The sequence below is a fragment of the Vibrio syngnathi genome, from assembly GCF_002119525.1.
GTDB lineage: Bacteria > Pseudomonadota > Gammaproteobacteria > Enterobacterales > Vibrionaceae > Vibrio > Vibrio syngnathi.
The window spans coordinates 1,559,863-1,578,935 of the sequence record NZ_CP017916.1 but is presented as its reverse complement, the minus strand read 5'-3'; the positions used below and the strand labels follow the sequence as shown (position 1 = coordinate 1,578,935).

Genomic DNA, 19,073 nt, shown 5'->3' with positions numbered 1-19,073 from the left:
AGGTTTCTTACGCAACTGTATAGCTGTCATTGATACCATGACAGCCACATACCTATTAAATTTCATGCAGCGACAGCTCTAAATACCCCAAAACCAAATTTGGTGTTTTTGGCGAAATTATTATTGAAAATAAGATTTTAAAAACAATTCAACGCATTTCACACACGCCAACCATGGTCTTACCACCTTTAAATCCCTTCAGAAATCAACAGCCCCATGCCTAACTTTAGCGGTAATGTGACACAGACGGTTAAAGTGCCATGTAAATCGCATCAAAGATGGAATTCGTACGATTATTCCCTAAGATTATAAATAGAGGTGGTTTTTGACGAATTTGTAATAGTTTGACAAAGTTATCCGATGGCTGTTGAAACGCAGTGGATGAATTGGCAAATCACACTTCACTTACTTTGCACGTTTATCTATTCAAACTTCCCCCATCCCTCCTTCTGCTCAAATGGTTCAAATACACGGAAAGGATCACCATCGAGCAATTTAGATAATCAATTTACCTTGGTTACCTTAGTTGTATTATTAAAGAGAAAGGAAACTCAATATGAAATACAAGTTAAGCTCCGTATTTTTGTTAGTAGCAGCAGCCAGCGGTAATGCTAACGCTGGAGAATGTGGCAGCGTAACAATCGCAGATATGAACTGGAACTCTGCAACATTGATCGCCAATATTGACCAATTCATCCTAGAACATGGTTACGGCTGTGATGCCGAACTTATCCCTGGCGACACCATGCCAACAGGCACATCCATGATTGAAAAAGGCCAGCCTGATGTAGCACCTGAACTTTGGAGCAACAGCTTAAAAGATGCATTGGATAAGGGTGTCCAAGAAAAACGTCTTCGCTACGCAGGTAAAGCACTTGTGAATGGCGGTGAAGAAGGCTTTTGGGTTCCAGCTTACTTAGTTAAACAATACCCAGAGATCGCAACCATCGAAGGTGTACGTAAAAACGCTAGCTTGTTTAAGCACCCTGAAGACCCAGATGCATCAGCATTCTACAGTTGCCCAGCGGGCTGGAACTGTCAGATCAGCGCCGGAAACTTGTTTAACGCTCTTGAGCTCGAAGACAGCGGTTTCACGATTGTTGATCCGGGCTCGAGTGCCGGCTTATCTGGCTCTATCGCAAAAGCTTACGAGCGCGAAGAAGCTTGGTTTGGTTACTACTGGGCGCCAACGGCCGTTCTAGGTAAATACGACATGGTTAAAGTTGACTTTGGCAGTGGTGTTAATGAACAAGAGTTCCTAACTTGTACCACTAAAGAAGACTGTGATTCACCTAAAGCGACCATGTACCCGCCTTCACCAGTGCACACCGTCACTACAGAAGACTTCGCATCGAGAGCACCAGAGGCTTACGACTACTTCACTAAACGTGGTTTCACTAACGACAAAATGAACTCACTTCTTGCTTGGATGGAAGACAACCAAGCGGATGGTGAAGAAGTGAGTATCCATTTCTTGAGTGAGTTCCCGGAAATATGGCACCCATGGGTTTCTCAAGAAGTGGCTAAGAAAGTTGAAGCAGAGCTGTAAGAGCTTGGTTTAATAACAAGCAATTACGCTTCAATAATACGGAAATAACGTCGCTATACTTGATGTTATTCATGATTCGGAGCCCTTTTCATAGGCGATACCTCATCGCATGAACAAGTGGCTCCGAACTATAAGGATATAAAATGGCTGACACCAATTGGTTATCAAGCTTTCCAGAGATGGAACGCGCTGATTTACGAACCATAAAAAAGACGCTAGATGGCGCATACCGTGAATTCTCTCGTGAATACGGTGAAATGATTGAATCTCTATTTGACCCTCTTCTTTCATTCCTTGTTTGGTTTGAAAAACTTCTTATCTCAACCCCTTGGATTATAGTCCTCGCCGTTTGTACTAGCCTTGTCTATGCTGCAAGTCGTTCTTGGAAACTGGCGTTAGGTTGTGTCGTTTCTCTGCTCCTTATTGGTTACTTTGGAATGTGGGAAGACACCATGCGGACGCTCAGTATCATCACTGTTTGTACCTTGGTTTCGATATTCTTAGGCATTCCGATTGGTATTGCGATGGCTCGTTCAAATCGAGCTCAGTCAATCGTTACGCCGATGCTTGATATTATGCAAACCATGCCGGCATTCGTTTACTTGATCCCAGTGGTGATGTTACTCGGCATCGGTAAAATTCCAGGGCTGATCGCCGTGGTTATCTACGCTATCCCACCCGTGATTCGTTTAACCAACCTAGGCATACGCTTGGTCGACAAAGAAGTTCTTGAAGCAGCTACCGCTTTTGGTGCGAGCAAAAAACAACGTTTATGGGGCGTTCAACTCCCTCTAGCGATGCCAACGATCATGGCGGGTATCAACCAAACCATCATGATGGCACTGTCTATGGTTGTTATCGCATCCATGATTGGTGTGAAAGGCCTAGGACAACCGGTTCTTAAATCCATCACCAACCAATACTTCACATTAGGCTTGATGAATGGTTTCGCCATTGTTGCCCTAGCAATCCTTTTTGACCGAGCTTCACAGGCGTACGCAAGAAGAACTAATGCGCATTTAGGAGGATTCAAGCATGACTAAACCATTGATTGAGATTAGTGGCCTATACAAAGTGTTTGGACCGAAACCAATGTCTGTAATGAACCGAGTCCATAACGGTGAACATAAAGATGAAATCCTTGCCGATACAGGTCATACCGTTGGTTTAAAAGAGATTAACCTCGAGATTAACCGCGGAGAAATCTTCGTTATCATGGGGCTTTCTGGTTCAGGTAAATCGACTCTAATTCGCCACTTCAACCGTTTAATTGACCCAACGCAGGGTAAAATCATGGTTGAAGGCATTGATGTAATGAGCCTCAACACCAAGCAATTAGAAGAGTTCCGCCGTCATAAAATGTCGATGGTATTCCAACGCTTTGGCTTAATGCCTCATCGCACCGTGGTTGAAAACGTTGCGTACGGGTTGGAAGTACAAGGCATCAAAAAAGAAGACCGTTTAGCGAAAGCCAATGAATGGTTAGAAACGGTGGGGTTGAAAGGTTACGGCAAGCAGTACCCTGCCCAGCTTTCTGGCGGTCAACAACAACGTGTTGGGCTTTCGCGAGCACTGTGTACTAACGCTGAAATCTTATTAATGGACGAAGCCTTTTCGGCACTCGATCCTTTGATTCGAAGTGAAATGCAAGATCAGCTCATTGAACTGCAAGAGAAGCTTCATAAGACGATTGTTTTCATCACCCACGATTTGGATGAAGCACTCCGTCTCGGCGATCGAATCGCAATTTTGAAAGATGGCGAGTTGGTACAACAAGGTACGCCACATGAGATTTTGCTTAATCCTGCCGATGACTATGTCGAGGCGTTCGTTAAAGATGTAAACCGTGCTCGTGCGTTGACGGTTGAAACCGTTATGCAGCCTCCTCTGTATCGAATCACTTCAGAAACGATTGAAGGTGCTCTGGCACAAATGAAGATGCTGAAAAATGATTACGCTTATCACGTAACGGATGAAGGCTATCAAGGCTTGGTGACTCAAGAGAGCTTACAAGACGCGGTTGAAGATGCCTCTGTTCATGACTTCAGCGATGAGATTTACGAAGAGGTTCCTGCTGTTTTACCTGATGCGGTCATTGAAGAAGTACTTCCAGACACTATGTCTTGTGACTACTCCCTTCCAGTTGTCGACGAAGATGGAAATCTGAAGGGCGAATTAGAGAGAAGCGCTGTTGCTGACATCTTCTCTGAAAGTAGCGAGGAAGAAGTAGAAGCTGACCCAAAGCCAAAGATTGATAAAGCTTCGTAGTACTATTTTTCGTTATTTAGAGTAGCCTACTCTACTTAACCCCCTCCAAGACCACTGTTGTTAATTCACTGCAGTGGTCTTTTTATTTGTATCGGCCTCGTTTTCTTCTGTTCTCTATCCGCACCTTACACTTTATAGGCACCTAAGTTTATATTTAATAAGTAAAAACAGAATTAAATCAGTCCGTTAGGTTTGTCACAAACCCAGTAGCAATATGAACGAGATGGTAATTAATTGCTCTGTTTATACGGCAAGCAGTTGAAATTATTCTAGAAAATGACTAGAACTTATTAGTACGCTCAACAAAAGGACTTAGTTTGATGAATACCACTGTAACGTCAGACACACCCGCAGATCCAAACTCACAAGAAGTTAGCGAGCTTGTTGATGAAAGCGTTCTAGAGCAAATGATTCGAGATACCAGTGCGGACATTATCCCGATCTTGATCGACCATTATGTCGAAGAATCACAAACACGCTTGGTCGCCATAAAAGAGGTTGCCATTCAGAACGACGCTCAAACACTAGAGTTCGAGGTCCACACTCTCGGCAGCACCGCACTCTCATTAGGTAATCGCCCTTTGGGTGAGTTAGCTCGCGCCTTAGAGAAGCAATGTTTAGAACAGAATCATGATGCGGCATTTCGACAAGTTGACGAATTATTAGAACTCGCAGAGCGCTCAATCAAAGCCTTACTAGAAAGAAAAGAGGCAGGCTTCAGTTAACTTTGGATGTTCATCATAGGCATAAGATAAAAACTCAACATAGTCGTTATCAATATAGTGGTTATCAATATAGTAACCATTAACATGCACTCCGTCGTGACCAACAACGCGAGAAGTACACCTATAGTTTGTTAAGAGATTGCATGCGGTAGATAACAATTACACAAAACTCGTATTGATGGATACATATCACTATGTTATTGATTGGTTAGGATAAAGTTTCAAAAGGAATACACAATGCGCCCTAAGGTATTGTTAGTTGAAGACTCCACATCACTCGCCGTACTCTACAAGCAGTACGTAAAAGACGAGCCCTACGATATTTTCCACGTCGAAACCGGCGCGGAAGCTAAGATCTTCATTGAAAGGCACTCACCACAGCTTGTTATTCTCGATCTTAAGCTGCCCGACATGCCAGGTGAAGAAGTACTAGATTGGATTAGCGAAAGTGAAATACCAACCGCCGTCATTATCGCGACAGCACATGGCTCAGTTAATATTGCTGTAGACCTCATCCAGCGCGGTGCGGAAGACTTCTTGGAAAAGCCAATTCAAGCCGATCGACTTAAGACCTCTGTCCGCTTGCATTTGAAACGAGCTAAGCTAGAGAACCTCGTTGATGACATGCAAAGCAAGTTCGATCGTGACCGTTTTCATAATTTCATCGGCTCTTGCCTACCTATGCAGGCGGTTTACAAGATCATAGATTCGGTAGCACCAACCACTGCTAGCGTGTTTATTAACGGCGAAAGTGGTACGGGTAAAGAAGTGTGTGCGGAAGCTATTCATCAGGAGAGCCAGCGTAACGGCAAGCCCTTCGTTGCTATTAACTGTGGTGCTATCCCTCGAGACCTAATGGAGAGTGAAATCTTTGGTCACGTTAAAGGTGCATTTACCGGAGCAACTGCCGACCGTAAAGGTGCAGCGATGCAAGCACACGGCGGTACCCTATTTCTCGATGAGCTTTGTGAAATGGAACTGGAGATGCAGAAGAAGCTCCTACGATTTTTACAAACCGGTACGTTTACCCCACTCGGTGGCAACCGCGAGATTAAAGTGGATGTCAGAATTATCTGTGCAACCAACCGCGACCCACTGGTTGAGGTCGAAGAAGGACGCTTTAGAGAAGACCTTTACTATCGTGTTCACGTTGTGCCTATCGAGATGCCACCGCTTCGTGAACGAGGAAGTGACATTGTGACTTTAGCTAATCACTTTTTGAAGCTGTATGCGAAGCAAGACAAGAAGAAGTTCAAATCCATAGACAAAGAAACGCAGAATCTATTTAAACGTTATGTGTGGCCAGGCAACGTGCGTCAGTTGCAAAACATCATCCGTAACATCGTGGTGTTGAACAATGAAACGAGCGTGACCAAAGACATGTTACCGCCTCCGATTAATAAAATAGAGGCAGCACCAACCTCGAAATCAGTGACACCAATTAGAGTAGCGGCGCCCCAACCTGCTGTTGTTGAACCACCAGAAGCTAAGTTGCCACCTATTACCCCTGAAGAGTTGGAGTCATCGTCAGTTGTTCCCTCTAACAACGACCCGATGACGCCCACATTTACAACAAGCGAAGGTGCTATTCGTCCAATGTGGCAAATAGAGCGCGAAGCCATTCAACACGCCATCAATCATTGCGATGGGAATGTGTTAAACGCTGCTGTGTTGTTAGAGCTTAGCCCTTCTACCGTTTATCGTAAGAAACAGGCTTGGGAATCGGAAGATGAGTACAATCAAGCCTAGCCAAGGTGTACTCAACATAAACCTTCACGAGATTTGGCTGTTAATCGACAGCCAAACCTTCGGAGGTATAGAGACGCATGTTTTAGAATTAGCACAAGGCCTGATATCTGAAAGCGCTCAGTATTCAGAAGCCGTTAGAATTGTTCTTTTGACTAAGTTTAATCCTGAAGCGATCATCGTTGACAAGTTGAATACGCTGAACATCCCTTATAGTTACCTCTCCGATTTAGCCTCTGGCTGTGCGGATTCAAGCAGTAATAGCGCGACACAGCTTAAGCGTGCAGTTCAACATTATCAGCCAAGGCTTATCCATGCTCATGGCTACAAAGCCAGTTTGGTCAGCAAGCTCATAAAACTCTCACCTCGTTTAAGCAATACCAAACAAATCACTACTTATCATGCAGGTGAAACCCCAACTGGCAAAGTATGGCTTTATGACTGGCTCGATCGTTACAGCAGCTTTCTTTCTGATCAGTCGCTTGTGGTCAGTGAGAAGATTAAAGCAAAAGTACCGAGTAAAACCCATCAATTGAATAACTTTGTTAAAGTCCCAACCAGGTTAACAAACTCCCCTTCATCAGCCCCATTCCATGTTGGTTTTGTGGGCCGATTAAGCCACGAAAAAGCACCGGATAGATTTGTCGCATTAGCTAAACAGTTTCCTGAGGTCCAGTTTGAGCTATTTGGGGACGGGCCAGAAATGGACGTCTTAGTTAAATCGCAGCCTGATAATGTTACCTTTCATGGGCATCAAACCAATATGGATGACGTTTGGAGCCAAATCGATCTATTAATCATCCCTTCCCGTTTCGAAGGCTTGCCGATGGCAGCATTAGAAGCCATGATTCGCGGCATTCCCGTTCTCGCCACCTCCGTTGGTAACTTGCCTCAACTCATCGAGCATCAAGTTAATGGCTACCTCGCCAATTCAGAATCTGATTCAGAAACCGCGTTAGTTCTAGAACAGCATTTATCCTCATGGATGTCATTGACTCACGAACAACGTGACTCCCTCAAGAATAACGCGATAGAAACCGTCAAAAACCAATACTCGCCACAAGCCGTTGTCCCGCAGTTATTGGAAATCTATCAACTCGTCCGTTAATACTCGTCTTAGTACTTAACTGGTTATTTTAGCTGGATAACTTAGCCGTTCTAGTCAGTCTTATACTGATTCTCAAAATGAAAAACTCACCTCAATGCTAATTCCTCACTTAACAATCCATCAACAAATCAAAGCGTTAAACAAAAATCATAGCTGGCACTCGCTTTGCAATCTTTAACATCAGGCGTCAATGCGACTTTCAAATATATAACGATAGCGAGCTGCCATGAATAGTTTACTCAGCAATAGAGATGACAATGATCACCCCTCAAGCAAATAGATTGCCAGTCATCATCACGATCAGCGCCTTGTGTGTCGGGCTTGGAATTGTCTGGTACTTTGTGCCACATCCAGCAGTTATTGTTGCGCTAGCCCTTGTTCCTTTGGCTGGAATGTTTGTCATTAATAAGACCTTTTGGATGGTGATACTGTTCGTCGTCTTTTCATTTTTTCGAATCCACGAAGCGATCCCCCAGCTCTATTCGTTAAAAATACCTCTGTTACTCTCGCTTGGCGCGCTTTCCGCTTTACTCTGGCACGCCTTCATCAGCAAAGAGCTTAAAATATTCTGGCACCCTACATTGAGCTGGCTCGCCATATTTTGGACTCTCGTCTTTATCGGTCTGATCTTTGCGTCTAACCGTCCAATAGCGATAGCTGAATTCAAAGGCGTGTATTGGAAAATAATGGTGATGACACTCGCTATTGTGTGGCTGGTCAACAGCGTCGAAAATTTAGCAAAGACATCGACAATCATCATGATGGCTGGTTCATTAGTCGCACTTATTGCCATCAATAACTCAATCAATGGTATCGGATTAGTAGAAGGATCACGTGTCACTATTGGCCGTGATTTTGGCTCAATGTTAGGAGACCCTAATGATTTAGCACTGGTTCTCTTGTTTCCACTTGCGTTTGCGCTCAGTCAGACAACCACCCATGGCATTCATGCTCTCAAACGTGTATTGAGTATTGGTGTCGCTGTATTATTACTTGCCGCTATCGTTGCAACCCAAAGCCGTGGTGGATTACTTGGTGCGCTAGCTGTGGTCGGGATTTTTGCGTTCAAGGTAATCCGTTCAAAATCACTGTTGATTACTTTGGGCGCTATCGGTGCGATTGGCCTTTACTTTGTTGCTGGGATTTCAGACAGAGCATCAGGCGGCGCTGCTGAGCAAGGGGTCGATGAATCAGCAATGGGTCGGATTTACGCATGGGAAGCCGCGTTCAAAATGGCATTGGATAACCCTTTAACCGGGGTCGGCCTAGACAATTTCTTTTCTAACTACTTCTTTTATAGTTCGCACTGGGATGGATTAAACCATGCGGTTCACAGTACTTGGTTTGGCGTGCTTGCTGAAACTGGATTTCTAGGGTTGATTATCTTTCTGATATTGATTGGTTCACTAATCAAAACAATACGCTCGACACTCAAACAGCTTTCAGAGACGACTAACGCAATCGACCCAAATCTGAATGCCGCAGCTTACGCCGTATATGCTGGACTGATTGGCACCATCGTCTCGGGCACCTTCCTAACACAAGGCTTCAACTGGCCTATCTATATCCTCTCCGCATTGATTGTCGCGGTTGCGAACGTATCTCATACTGCCTGTCAAAATGAGAAAAGCTAAAAGACACTTTGTAACCAATTGAAAATAAAGAATTTATTAAATGGCACAATATATGAAAGTACTTCTATATAACAAAAAAGAGGATTTTCATTATGACGTCAGTAACTATTCATCAATTCAAACATTGGCTTAAATTTCATCCTAATTCTCGAATTAGAAATGTGTTTATCATTTTGAAAAACATCAGAAGCGCAGAGCTACCTACCCCCCAACTACTTAATCGTTGCCTATACCAAGCACACAAGCTTGTGGTGAATTTGGTTGCTGGTTTTACGCGATTCTTCTACTGGACGCCAGCGTTCAAAGGTCGTGTCGCTCAATGTGGCAAACGCCTGTATTTATATGGTGGCCTCCCTTTCGTCAGCGGTCCGGTACAAATCTCAATTGGCGATAACTGCCGCATCTCTGGCCACACCACGTTTTCAGGTTGCACACAGCCATTAGAAGGCTTGGAACACCCACTACTGTCAATTGGTAATAATGTCGACATCGGTTGGCAGTCGACTATCGCAGTTGGAGGTAGAGTCGTTATCTCTGACAACGTACGTATCGCTGGCGGTGCATTTCTGTTTGGATATTCTGGTCACCCGCTAGATGCAAAGCGTCGCGCTCAAGGTGAAGGCGATGATCCTCAGCAAATTGGCAACATCATTCTTGAACAAGATGTGTGGCTAGGCACCAATGTGACCGTTAAAGGCGGCGTGACTATCGGCGAAGGTGCCGTAATAGCCGCAGGTAGCGTGGTAACAAAGAACATCCCTGCTTTTGCAATCGCAGGCGGTAACCCAGCTCGAGTTGTCGGTCATATTAAATCCGTTGAAGTGACTGAATCCGATGTATTCGATTCGTTAGAGACTCATGGAGGTGACCATGCGTGATTTAATCGTATTTGGTGAAGACTTTGGCGGCCTACCTTCATCGACTCAACATTTAGTTCGTCATCTTGCTAAGCAGCACAAAGTCTTATGGGTCAACTCTATTGGTCTAAGACAACCTAAGCTGTCCGCTAAAGATGCAACCCGAGCGTTCAACAAATTGTTTGGCAAAACCAAAGCCGTGACTCAAAACATGCTCGACTCTGAGGGACACGACAACATTACCATCGTGAACTTGAAGACCATTCCTGCGCCTGCTTCTAAGTTTTCTAGAAAGTTGGCTCAGCAAATGATGTTACACCAACTAAAACCGGTTATTGCTGGACTTAATCTTAATTCGCCTATCCTGTGGACTTCACTTCCGACCGCTGTTGATTTGTGCGGACACTTAGGTGAGTCATCTGTGGTTTATTACTGCGGCGACGATTTCAGTGCCTTGGCAGGTGTTGATCATGACACGGTAGCGCAACACGAATTGGAGTTGATCGACAAAGCGACTCTTATATTCGCGGCCAGCAAAAAGTTGATGGATAAGTTTCCAAAGCATAAAGCACACTTGCTACCACATGGTGTCGATGTAAACCTATTTTCAACACCAGCACCAAGAGCAAAAGATTTACCAAGTAACCACCGCCCTATTGCTGGTTTTTATGGCAGCCTTTCTAAGTGGCTTGATTATGAAATGATTGATCATGTTGCGAATGCAATGCCGGAATGGGATTTTGTTTTCATTGGCCCAAACGAGCTTGATACGCTCATGCTGCCTAAGTTGAGTAACGTACACTACCTAGGTCCACGTCCACACCACACATTACCGAGCTATTCTCAACACTGGGATGTGAGCTTATTGCCGTTTGTTGATAACGAGCAGATCCGAGCTTGCAGCCCACTTAAACTAATGGAATACCTTGCGGCCGGCACGCCAATTATCACAACGCCATTCCCTGCTTTAGTTCCATACCAAGAGCACGTAACGACTGTAGGCAGTGCAAATCAAATGATTTGGGCGCTTGACCATGCGCGCCAACTGAGCAATTCACCTATCTCTGTCGTCGAACAAGAGAGTTGGCAGAACCGTGGTAACTTCGTACATTGGATGTTGGAGCTATTATGAATAATCTGAAATTGCGGTTATTGGCCATCATCAATGCCATGTGGCGCCAACGCTACGTTATCGTTCTACCAATGCTTATTTTGCCATTTGTAGGCTTTGGTGTGAGTAAGTTGGCTCCAACTAAATATGACGCGCATACCAGTATGTTGATTCAAGAAACGGCCAAGATGAATCCATTCTTGGAAGACATCGCCGTTTCGACCATGCTCAAAGACCGACTTAACGCATTGAGAACACTGCTTCACAGTCGACATGTACTTTACTCAGTCGCTGATGAACTGCAACTAACCACGCCAGATATGCCTGAAATTAAGAAACAAGAGATCATTACAGACCTGTCTCAGCGTTTATCGGTGACTCAGCTTGGAAAAGATTTTCTAAAGATAAGCTTAACCTCCAACACACCAAATGAAATGGAAGCGACGCTGCGCTCAGTAAGTGAACATTTCATTGAACAATTGTTAGCGCCGGAACGTTCGTCGATTGAAGACTCCAGTAATTTCTTGAAAATTCACATAGACAAGCGTCGTATCGAACTCGAAAAAGCGGAAGAAGCATTAGCCTTGTACATAAATGAAAACGTGCAATCGACACCTGAGGTACAAAGCCAAAGCTTGAATCGCTTAGCTTCACTCAAACAAACACTGGCGGAAAAAGAAGCTGAGTTATCCGGTGTTGAAAAAAGCTTAGGGTCAATCGACCAACAACTATCACGAACCAACCCTGTGATTGGTAAATTAGAAGACCAGATCATCGACATTCGAAGCGACCTAACCTTGTTACAAGCAAAATACACGGACAAGCACAGTGCTGTGCAAGCTAAAGTGCGTGAGTTAGACAGACTAGAGAATGAACGTAAGAGTTTGCTCGAGGTAACCCAGCCAACGATGAACAGCGACCAGCTTTGGGACATCGCAAGTAGCACGACACTGAACAAACTTTCTGATACCCAACCTCTTCTGGTCACTCAATTACACAGCCTGCAACTGGTTCGTGCTCGCTTTGAGTCTTTAACTGAAGAGACCAAAAGCCTTCGCACTATGATTTTCGAATTAGAACACAAGGCGAATAACTTCGGTGAAAATGCCAAAGAGATGTACCGCCTTAAACGTCAAGTTGAAATCAAGCGTCAACTATACGATGAACTGACAGAGCGCTATGAAATGGCTCAGCTAACGGGTTCGCTTGGTGTATTCGAGCAAAACAAACGTGTGAAGATTATCGATTTGCCTTTCACGCCTAGCATGAAATCTAACATGCCGACTTTTATCTTTATTCTGGCTGGATTTGTTGCGGGCATCGGATTGGGCATTGGTCTGGCGGTATTGTTCGAGCTGTTTGACTCTTCAATCAAGCGTAAAGACGAAATCGAAGAGATCTTAGGCGTCCCAGTGATTACGGTGATCCCTAAAATGAGCTAGTAACTTCAAAGCCATTTTTAACTCGCTAGCTTCCTAGCTTACAAACTTCTTAGCTTCGAGACTTCAAAACACTCAACGCCAGCACTTGTTTGGCGTTTTTTTTGTCTAAAGATCCAAGTTCTAACGCCGCTTGAGGTTTCCCCAGACCTTTCCTCTGATTTAACACCACGATTCAAACAGCCATTCATTCGAATTCTGTTTTGATTCCCATTTTGAGAAATGAAAACCGCCCTAGAACAATTAGTCATAAATCATTGGAATATAACAATTATTTAATTGGCACAACTCCTGCAATCTCCTTTGTAGTCAAACGTTTTAAAGAAGTTACTTCAAGAAAAATGTCAGAAAGGCGAAACAAGAATTATAAAGGCAGGGTCCAAATTATGAATACGCATTTAACGAAGCATGGTAAAAAGATCATACACGTTGTTCAGCACCTCGCTCCCGGCGGATTAGAAACCCTAACGTTAGATTTGCTGCGCCTTGCTAAACCAACAGACCAAGTGTTGATTGTCAGTTTAGAAGGAACAAAACAAGACTCTATAAACAACTGGCCAAAATTGAAGCAGTACCAAAATCAAATCGTCTTTTTGGATAAAGCGCCAGGCGTACAATTCAATATCATCATCAAATTGATTAAAGCATTTAATGGGATTAGACCCGATGTGGTTCATACCCACCATATTGGCCCACTGCTCTACGCGGGTTACGCTGCCCGTGTAACTGGGGTTCCTAATCGAATTCATACCGAGCATGATGCTTGGCATTTGAAAAATAACAAACGTCGTCGCTTACAAGCCCTTGCATTGAAAGCGGCTCAACCAACGTTAGTGGCTGATGCAACCCGTGTTTACAACCAACTTCGCTCTGCCTTTTCATACAGCAATATCATCACGATTAAAAACGGCGTAGATTGTGAGAAATTTAAACCGATGTCAAAAGCAGACGCGAGAGCAAAGCACAACCTACCAACCGACAAATACATCATTGGTTGTGCGGGGCGATTAGAGCACGTGAAAGGTCAAGACCAGCTGATTAAGGCACTTGCTCTACTGCCATCAAACACCGTTGTCGCACTGGCTGGTGATGGTTCAAAACGCAATCAACTAGAACAACTCACTGACCGCTTGAATCTCAGCGAACGTGTGATCTTTCTTGGCTTAGTGGATGACATGACCACCTTTTACGGAGCGCTGGATACCTTCTGCCTACCTTCACGCCACGAAGGGCTTCCTCTTTCTACACTCGAAGCCCAAGCATGTAACATTCCAACCGTCGCGATGAATGTCGGTGCGGTTGACGAAACCTTATGTCCCATCAGCAGTTCCCTCGTCAAAAGTGGCAGCATTGCCGGATTAGCCAGTGCGCTATTAGAAAAACAAAATGAACGCTTTTTATCACCTCGTCGTTACGTTCTCGACAACTTCGATATCATCAAAATGGTTTCGTCTTACAACGACATCTCAGAAGGAGCATACGCATGATCGACTGGTTACTAGCGGGACTTTGTCTGTTTTCAGGTGCGTTGATTGTCTATCATCACGCTGCCTATCCTTTACTACTACGCTGGTACGCGAAAAGCCAGCCATCGCGTCAAATTGAAGAAAGCCATCGTTGTTACAAAGATGAACAACAAGATTGCACATTACCGAGCATCACCGTTCTTGTTCCTGCATTTAACGAAGAACAGTGGATCGCAGATAAAATTCGTAACCTTGCCTCACTCGATTACCCAAAAAAGAAACTGCAGGTCATTATCGCTTGTGATGGTTGTACTGATGACACGGTCGAAATTGCTCAAATGACAATCCAAGAAGCGATGTGCAGTGATGTTTATTTTGAGATACATGACCATCAATTAAACCGCGGTAAAGTCGCGGTTATCAATGAAGAAGTGACGAACATAAATAGCGACATCACGGCGCTAAGTGATGTATCAGCCCTGATTTCATTGGACGCACTGCTTATTGCAGCTGCTCATTTTGAAAGTGACAAGGTTGGTGTGGTAAACGCAACGTACCAACTTTGCCCAACCGGTAACGAAGGTGAAAACACCTATTGGCAGTATCAAACCGCGGTTAAAGAGTCAGAGGCTTCATTAGGTTCGAGCCTAGGTTCTCATGGCGCTTTCTACTTGTTCAGAACACACCTATTTGAACTACTGCCACTCAACACCATCAATGATGATTTCATTCTACCGATGCAAATCGTTAAACAAGGTTACATTGCAGAATACGAAACACAAATGGTCGCACTGGAACTAGAAGAATCAAATTTAGAAACAGATTTCAAAAGAAGACTTCGTATTTCAGCGGGTAACATGCAACAAGCGATTCGATTGTTTGGCTTGTTTAGCCCGAAGTTCAAAGGCATCGCGTTTGCGTTCTTCTCAGGAAAAGGACTTCGTCTACTCACTCCATATTTAATGATTGTGTGCTTGGTGTGCTCAATCTTACTTAACAACTACTTGGTATTTGAAGCGCTGTTATGGGCTCAAGTTGCCGTTTATACCATTGGCGTACTTGGCTGCATCTTGCCAAAACGTCTCGTAAACAAACCTATTTCATTAATCTCTTATTTGATAGTTGGACACTATGCCAACTTCATTGGTGGCATTCGTTACCTAATCGGACTAGAAAACTCACCTTGGACACGAGCGAATCATTAAGGACTTATTATGATGAACATTGAACAGCTATCTACCCAAAACCTATACCAATACAAAATCTCACGTGCTAAACGTACTTTCGATTTCGTGAGCTCACTGATTGCTTTGATTTTCCTAGCGCCCGTATTTCCACTGATTGCGATGGCGATTGCACTCACTTCTCGTGGCCCGATTTTCTACCGTCAACTGCGTGTTGGTAAATCGACACCGGAGAAAATGGAAATCTTTGAGATCATGAAATTCCGTAGTATGTACGAAGATGCAGAAACGCGTTCTGGTGCTGTTTGGGCTACAGCGAATGACCCACGCATCACACCCGTTGGCCGCTTTTTAAGAAAAACCCGACTTGATGAACTGCCACAACTGATCAATGTATTGAAAGGTGAAATGTCTCTAATTGGCCCACGCCCTGAACGCCCTACTTTTTACACCAAATTAGAGAACGAAATCCCTTACTTTGCTGACCGTACCTACGGCGTAATGCCCGGTATTACGGGGCTTGCACAAGTGAACCAAGGCTATGATACCTGTATTGATGATGTACGTCGTAAAGTCGGTTTTGACCACAGTTACGCATTAAGTCTATGTTCTGTTAAGTCTTGGATTGCTGCTGATCTCGCCATCATTTCTAAAACAATCATAGTAATGGTCGATGGACGTGGGCAATAGGTGGGATGTGTTCGCGGTGAAGTGAAGGCTGTTATTTTTATAGACTACTTTAGGATATTTAGTTCTTGGTTTTAGGTTCTAGCTTATAGGATAGAAAGTGGCGACCAAATTGCTTAACAATCGGTCGCCACTCTTAATTTATACTGGAGTGTTTATGCTTATTTAGTATCTAAAGCTTAAATTGACCAACAAGTTGGCTTAGTTGCCCACCAGCCTGTTTAAGTTCATCCACAGCGGTACTTGATGTTTCACTCGATATCAGCAGTGAACTAACAATGTCACGTATAGTCACCAAGTTACGGTTTATCTCTTCCGTTACTGAGCTCTGCTCTGTTGCCGCAGTTGCTATATGGTCGGTCATTGCATTGATTGAGGCTACAGCGGTACTAACATTATTTAAACCAGCAGAAATATCATTTGATGAAGTTACAACGTCCTGACATGTATTGCTACTTTCACCCATCGAAGATACTGCTTGTTCAACCAACTTATGAAGTTCATCAAGCATGGTCTTAATCTCTAACGTACTACCTTGAGTTCTACTTGCAAGGTTACGTACTTCATCAGCTACTACAGCAAAACCTCGACCTTGCTCACCTGCTCGTGCAGCTTCGATTGCGGCGTTTAGCGCTAGTAAGTTAGTTTGTTCTGCAATCTCGCCAATCACCTGTAACACACCGTCTATCTTTTTAGACTGGTCGTGAAGTGAATTCATGTGTTGACTCGTGGTTACGACATTCTGTTCTAAAGAGCCAATAGATTGCGTCGACTTTTGCACAAGGTTTTGTGCATTATGAGCGTCATTGTTAGCTTCATTCGTTGCGCTAGCCACTTGATGAGCACTTTGTGCCACTTCGTTTGCTGTACTACTCATCTCTGTAACCGCTGTCACCACCTGTTCTGTCTCGTGGTTGTGCTCTTGAAGTTGATTACTTAGATGAACCGTCTGGCTACTTATTTGATCAGTGGCCGTCGTAACATTATTTGTAGCTTTCGAAACCTCAGTAATAATATTGTGAAGCTTGCCGACAAACTGGTTAAACGCTTTACCTAATTGACCAATTTCATCTGTACCCGACACATTAATTCTATGGGTAAGATCACCTTCACCATTCGCAATGTCGATAAAGGTATTTAGCATATCTTTGATTGGGGCAATCATGCGTGATGCGACATAAGACATGATAAGACAAGTTAGGGCAACTAACCCAAGTGCCGTAATGACAATTGTTGCTATTTGCTGTTCCATACGCTCACTGGCTTCTTGACGGTAAACCTCTGTAGCCTTAGCAATATCATCAATATAAAGACCCGTTCCTAAGAACCAACCTGTTCCGGAAATAGGCGCAGCGTACGCAATTTTAGGTTGAGGGACAGACGATCCTGGCTTGTCATAAATGTATTCGATGAAACCACCACCTCTAGTTGCCTGTTCATGTAGGCGAACCGTGATTTTGATACCATTAGGATCTTTTAAACCACCGCCATTCTTACCTTCAAGTTGTGGCTTTAGGCTGTGAACAATGTAGTGGTCATTTTCGTCGAATACAAAGAAGTAGCCGCTGCCATTAGAAAAACGTGCTTCTTTTAAAGCAAATCTAACGGCTTCTTGTGCTTCTTGCCCTGTACCAAAACGTCGTACTACATCTTCAACTACAGATTGAGCAATAGTAGCTGCATCTCAATATTGTTCTTACGCTCATCAGTTAGAACAGTTTGGTAATCTTGTACTTCGTATTCAAGTGCCGATAGTTGGGAGTTAACAACAATCACTAGAGTCACAATCGCAACCAATATCGCAGGTACAATCGCGGACAAAAGCATCTTCATTTTCATAGATAAATTATACATAAGTAGTCTCAAACATTTTATTCGCGAAGATATTACATCATGAAAATTTTTAAATAAACGCCATACTTATTGATTGGATCTATTAGGAGAACGACTCAAATTTACACGCTATATGCTCACGACTTAGCTAAGTATTATTTATTGTTTTTTAAGGCAATATTTATTCACTCGCCTGATTTACCTGAACAAAAACAGTTCACAGCAACCTGTTGATTAAAAACACTATTAAACTAGGCGCACTCTGTTCCTTTTCCATAACTCTGTACTACGGTGTTTTACTTTCTATGCAACCGTCGCTCATGCATGTCTTCAAAAGTTGGTTATTCTCTGGTTTTAGCAAAATGTAAGCATAAGTAAGGTCGTTCTTGAATGGTGGAGCACACTGCCATTTGAACATTACGTTAAAACTTCTGATACAGCGCTAATAAATACTTAATCATGGTTTGTTGTTTTCGATTTAATGTGCAGTTTGATATACGATATCGGTTAGACACTCAACCTCATATTCGAACCTATCATTATGAAAATCGTAGATCTTAAGTTATTTACCACTGTCGTCGAGCTGGGTAGTTTTACTGCCGCCGCCAATGCACTTGACCTTCCCCGAGCTAACGTTAGCCGTAGAATTAATGACCTTGAGAAGTCTCTCGGCATTCAACTGTTCTTTAGAACCACACGAAGCCTATCCTTAACCAAATCTGGCGAGTTGTATTACAAAGAACTCCTCAATGCATTAAGTGCGCTCGACAAAGCGAATTATGTCGCTTCCAACCTTTCAGAAGTTGCACACGGGCAAATTAAGATTGGTCTATTACCTGAAACCAGCGACATCATGCAGTCGACTCTGTTTAAATTCCAAGATATGTACCCTAAGGTTGAGCTCGATATTCGCAACATTAGCAACGGCTTTGTCGACATGTACCGTCAAGGGTTAGACCTCGCGATGCATGGTGGTACGTTGAGCGACGCTAACGTGGTTGCTCGTAAAGTGATGGTTCTGCAACGTATTTTTGTCGCAAGCCCTGAGTTTCTAGAGAAACAAGGTAAGCCCTCAAACCTAAGAGAGCTCACCAATTACCCATTTGTTTGCTTCAGGTGGCCAAGTAGCGACATCGATAAACAATGGGAGATCAAAGATCACACCATCAAAGTTGAACCTTCGGTCGTCAGCGACAGCATTGGCTTCGTGAAAGGCGGCGTAATTCGACATAGAGGCATCGCGTTGTTACCAGAACTCTTGGTAAGACAACAACTCAAAGACGGCACCTTGATTAACCTATTCCCCGACGAGAATCTTCAAAGAGAAGAAGCATGGCTGCTCTACCCTCAGCGGAAAGCGTTAAGCCATTCCGCGCAGCTTTTGATTGATTTTTTATTACAAGAACTTCCAAAACTATAGCTATTGTAACGAGTAATGTGACAGTGTTTCGCGTGTAGACTAGATT

Annotated in this window: 16 protein-coding genes and 1 pseudogene; 14 read left to right on the top strand and 3 right to left on the bottom strand. The window is 43.7% G+C overall.

Annotated elements, in window-relative coordinates; genetic code table 11:
* Positions 1-556 precede the first annotated feature (556 nt).
* The 13 genes from K08M4_RS07375 (at position 557) to K08M4_RS07315 (ending at position 15,777) form a co-directional block, all read left to right on the top strand.
* The gene (locus K08M4_RS07375; RefSeq protein WP_086049407.1) at positions 557-1,549 is read left to right on the top strand and encodes an ABC transporter substrate-binding protein; all 993 of its coding nucleotides are present in this window, start codon (positions 557-559) and stop codon (positions 1,547-1,549) included.
* Between the two features lie 143 nt (positions 1,550-1,692).
* Positions 1,693-2,592 (top strand): ABC transporter permease, encoded by a 900-nt coding sequence (locus K08M4_RS07370; protein WP_086049406.1) that lies wholly within the window; start codon positions 1,693-1,695, stop codon positions 2,590-2,592.
* The gene (locus tag K08M4_RS07365; RefSeq protein WP_086049405.1) at positions 2,585-3,817 is read left to right on the top strand and encodes a quaternary amine ABC transporter ATP-binding protein; all 1,233 of its coding nucleotides are present in this window, start codon (positions 2,585-2,587) and stop codon (positions 3,815-3,817) included. The genes K08M4_RS07370 and K08M4_RS07365 overlap by 8 nt, the downstream gene beginning before the upstream one ends.
* Before the next feature lie 320 nt (positions 3,818-4,137).
* Positions 4,138-4,542 (top strand): Hpt domain-containing protein, encoded by a 405-nt coding sequence (locus K08M4_RS07360; RefSeq protein ID WP_086049404.1) that lies wholly within the window; start codon positions 4,138-4,140, stop codon positions 4,540-4,542.
* Positions 4,543-4,779: 237 nt separating this feature from the next.
* A complete protein-coding gene (locus K08M4_RS07355) occupies positions 4,780-6,291 on the top strand; it encodes a sigma-54-dependent transcriptional regulator (RefSeq protein WP_086049403.1) in 1,512 nt (503 codons plus the stop codon).
* A complete protein-coding gene (locus K08M4_RS07350; protein WP_086049402.1) occupies positions 6,272-7,396 on the top strand; it encodes a glycosyltransferase family 4 protein in 1,125 nt (374 codons plus the stop codon). Before K08M4_RS07355 ends, K08M4_RS07350 begins: the two co-directional genes overlap by 20 nt.
* Before the next feature lie 257 nt (positions 7,397-7,653).
* Positions 7,654-9,030 carry an O-antigen ligase family protein gene (locus tag K08M4_RS07345; RefSeq protein ID WP_086049401.1) on the top strand — a complete coding sequence of 459 codons (1,377 nt, stop codon included), beginning with the start codon at positions 7,654-7,656 and terminating at the stop codon, positions 9,028-9,030.
* Between the two features lie 92 nt (positions 9,031-9,122).
* The gene (locus K08M4_RS07340) at positions 9,123-9,908 is read left to right on the top strand and encodes an acyltransferase (RefSeq protein WP_086049400.1); all 786 of its coding nucleotides are present in this window, start codon (positions 9,123-9,125) and stop codon (positions 9,906-9,908) included.
* Complete coding sequence (locus K08M4_RS07335) at positions 9,901-11,019, top strand: glycosyltransferase (RefSeq protein WP_086049399.1); 1,119 nt, start codon at positions 9,901-9,903, stop codon at positions 11,017-11,019. The genes K08M4_RS07340 and K08M4_RS07335 overlap by 8 nt, the downstream gene beginning before the upstream one ends.
* Complete coding sequence (locus K08M4_RS07330; protein WP_086049398.1) at positions 11,016-12,440, top strand: GumC family protein; 1,425 nt, start codon at positions 11,016-11,018, stop codon at positions 12,438-12,440. Before K08M4_RS07335 ends, K08M4_RS07330 begins: the two co-directional genes overlap by 4 nt.
* Before the next feature lie 383 nt (positions 12,441-12,823).
* On the top strand, positions 12,824-13,924 hold the full coding sequence (locus K08M4_RS07325) for a glycosyltransferase (protein ID WP_086049397.1): 1,101 nt from the start codon (positions 12,824-12,826) through the stop codon (positions 13,922-13,924).
* Complete coding sequence (locus K08M4_RS07320; RefSeq protein WP_086049396.1) at positions 13,921-15,108, top strand: glycosyltransferase family 2 protein; 1,188 nt, start codon at positions 13,921-13,923, stop codon at positions 15,106-15,108. The genes K08M4_RS07325 and K08M4_RS07320 overlap by 4 nt, the downstream gene beginning before the upstream one ends.
* A gap of 9 nt (positions 15,109-15,117) precedes the next feature.
* The gene (locus tag K08M4_RS07315) at positions 15,118-15,777 is read left to right on the top strand and encodes a sugar transferase (protein WP_086049395.1); all 660 of its coding nucleotides are present in this window, start codon (positions 15,118-15,120) and stop codon (positions 15,775-15,777) included.
* 169 nt (positions 15,778-15,946) lie between these two features.
* On the opposite strand, the gene K08M4_RS22275 is transcribed toward K08M4_RS07315, so the two are convergent.
* The 3 genes and pseudogenes from K08M4_RS22275 to K08M4_RS22265 all read right to left on the bottom strand — a co-directional run bounded on the left by K08M4_RS22275 (position 15,947) and on the right by K08M4_RS22265 (position 17,628).
* Positions 15,947-17,026 carry a methyl-accepting chemotaxis protein gene (locus K08M4_RS22275; protein ID WP_232460230.1) on the bottom strand — a complete coding sequence of 360 codons (1,080 nt, stop codon included), beginning with the start codon at positions 17,024-17,026 and terminating at the stop codon, positions 15,947-15,949.
* A gap of 57 nt (positions 17,027-17,083) precedes the next feature.
* Positions 17,084-17,446 (bottom strand): annotated as a pseudogene (locus tag K08M4_RS22270) (cache domain-containing protein); the annotation flags it as partial.
* A complete protein-coding gene (locus K08M4_RS22265; protein WP_232460229.1) occupies positions 17,431-17,628 on the bottom strand; it encodes a hypothetical protein in 198 nt (65 codons plus the stop codon). The pseudogene K08M4_RS22270 and the gene K08M4_RS22265, both read right to left, overlap by 16 nt.
* A gap of 520 nt (positions 17,629-18,148) precedes the next feature.
* Between K08M4_RS22265 and K08M4_RS07305 the strand changes: the two genes are divergently transcribed.
* Positions 18,149-19,027, top strand: a complete 879-nt coding sequence (locus K08M4_RS07305; RefSeq protein WP_086049394.1) for a LysR family transcriptional regulator — start codon at positions 18,149-18,151, stop codon at positions 19,025-19,027.
* Positions 19,028-19,073 lie beyond the last annotated feature (46 nt).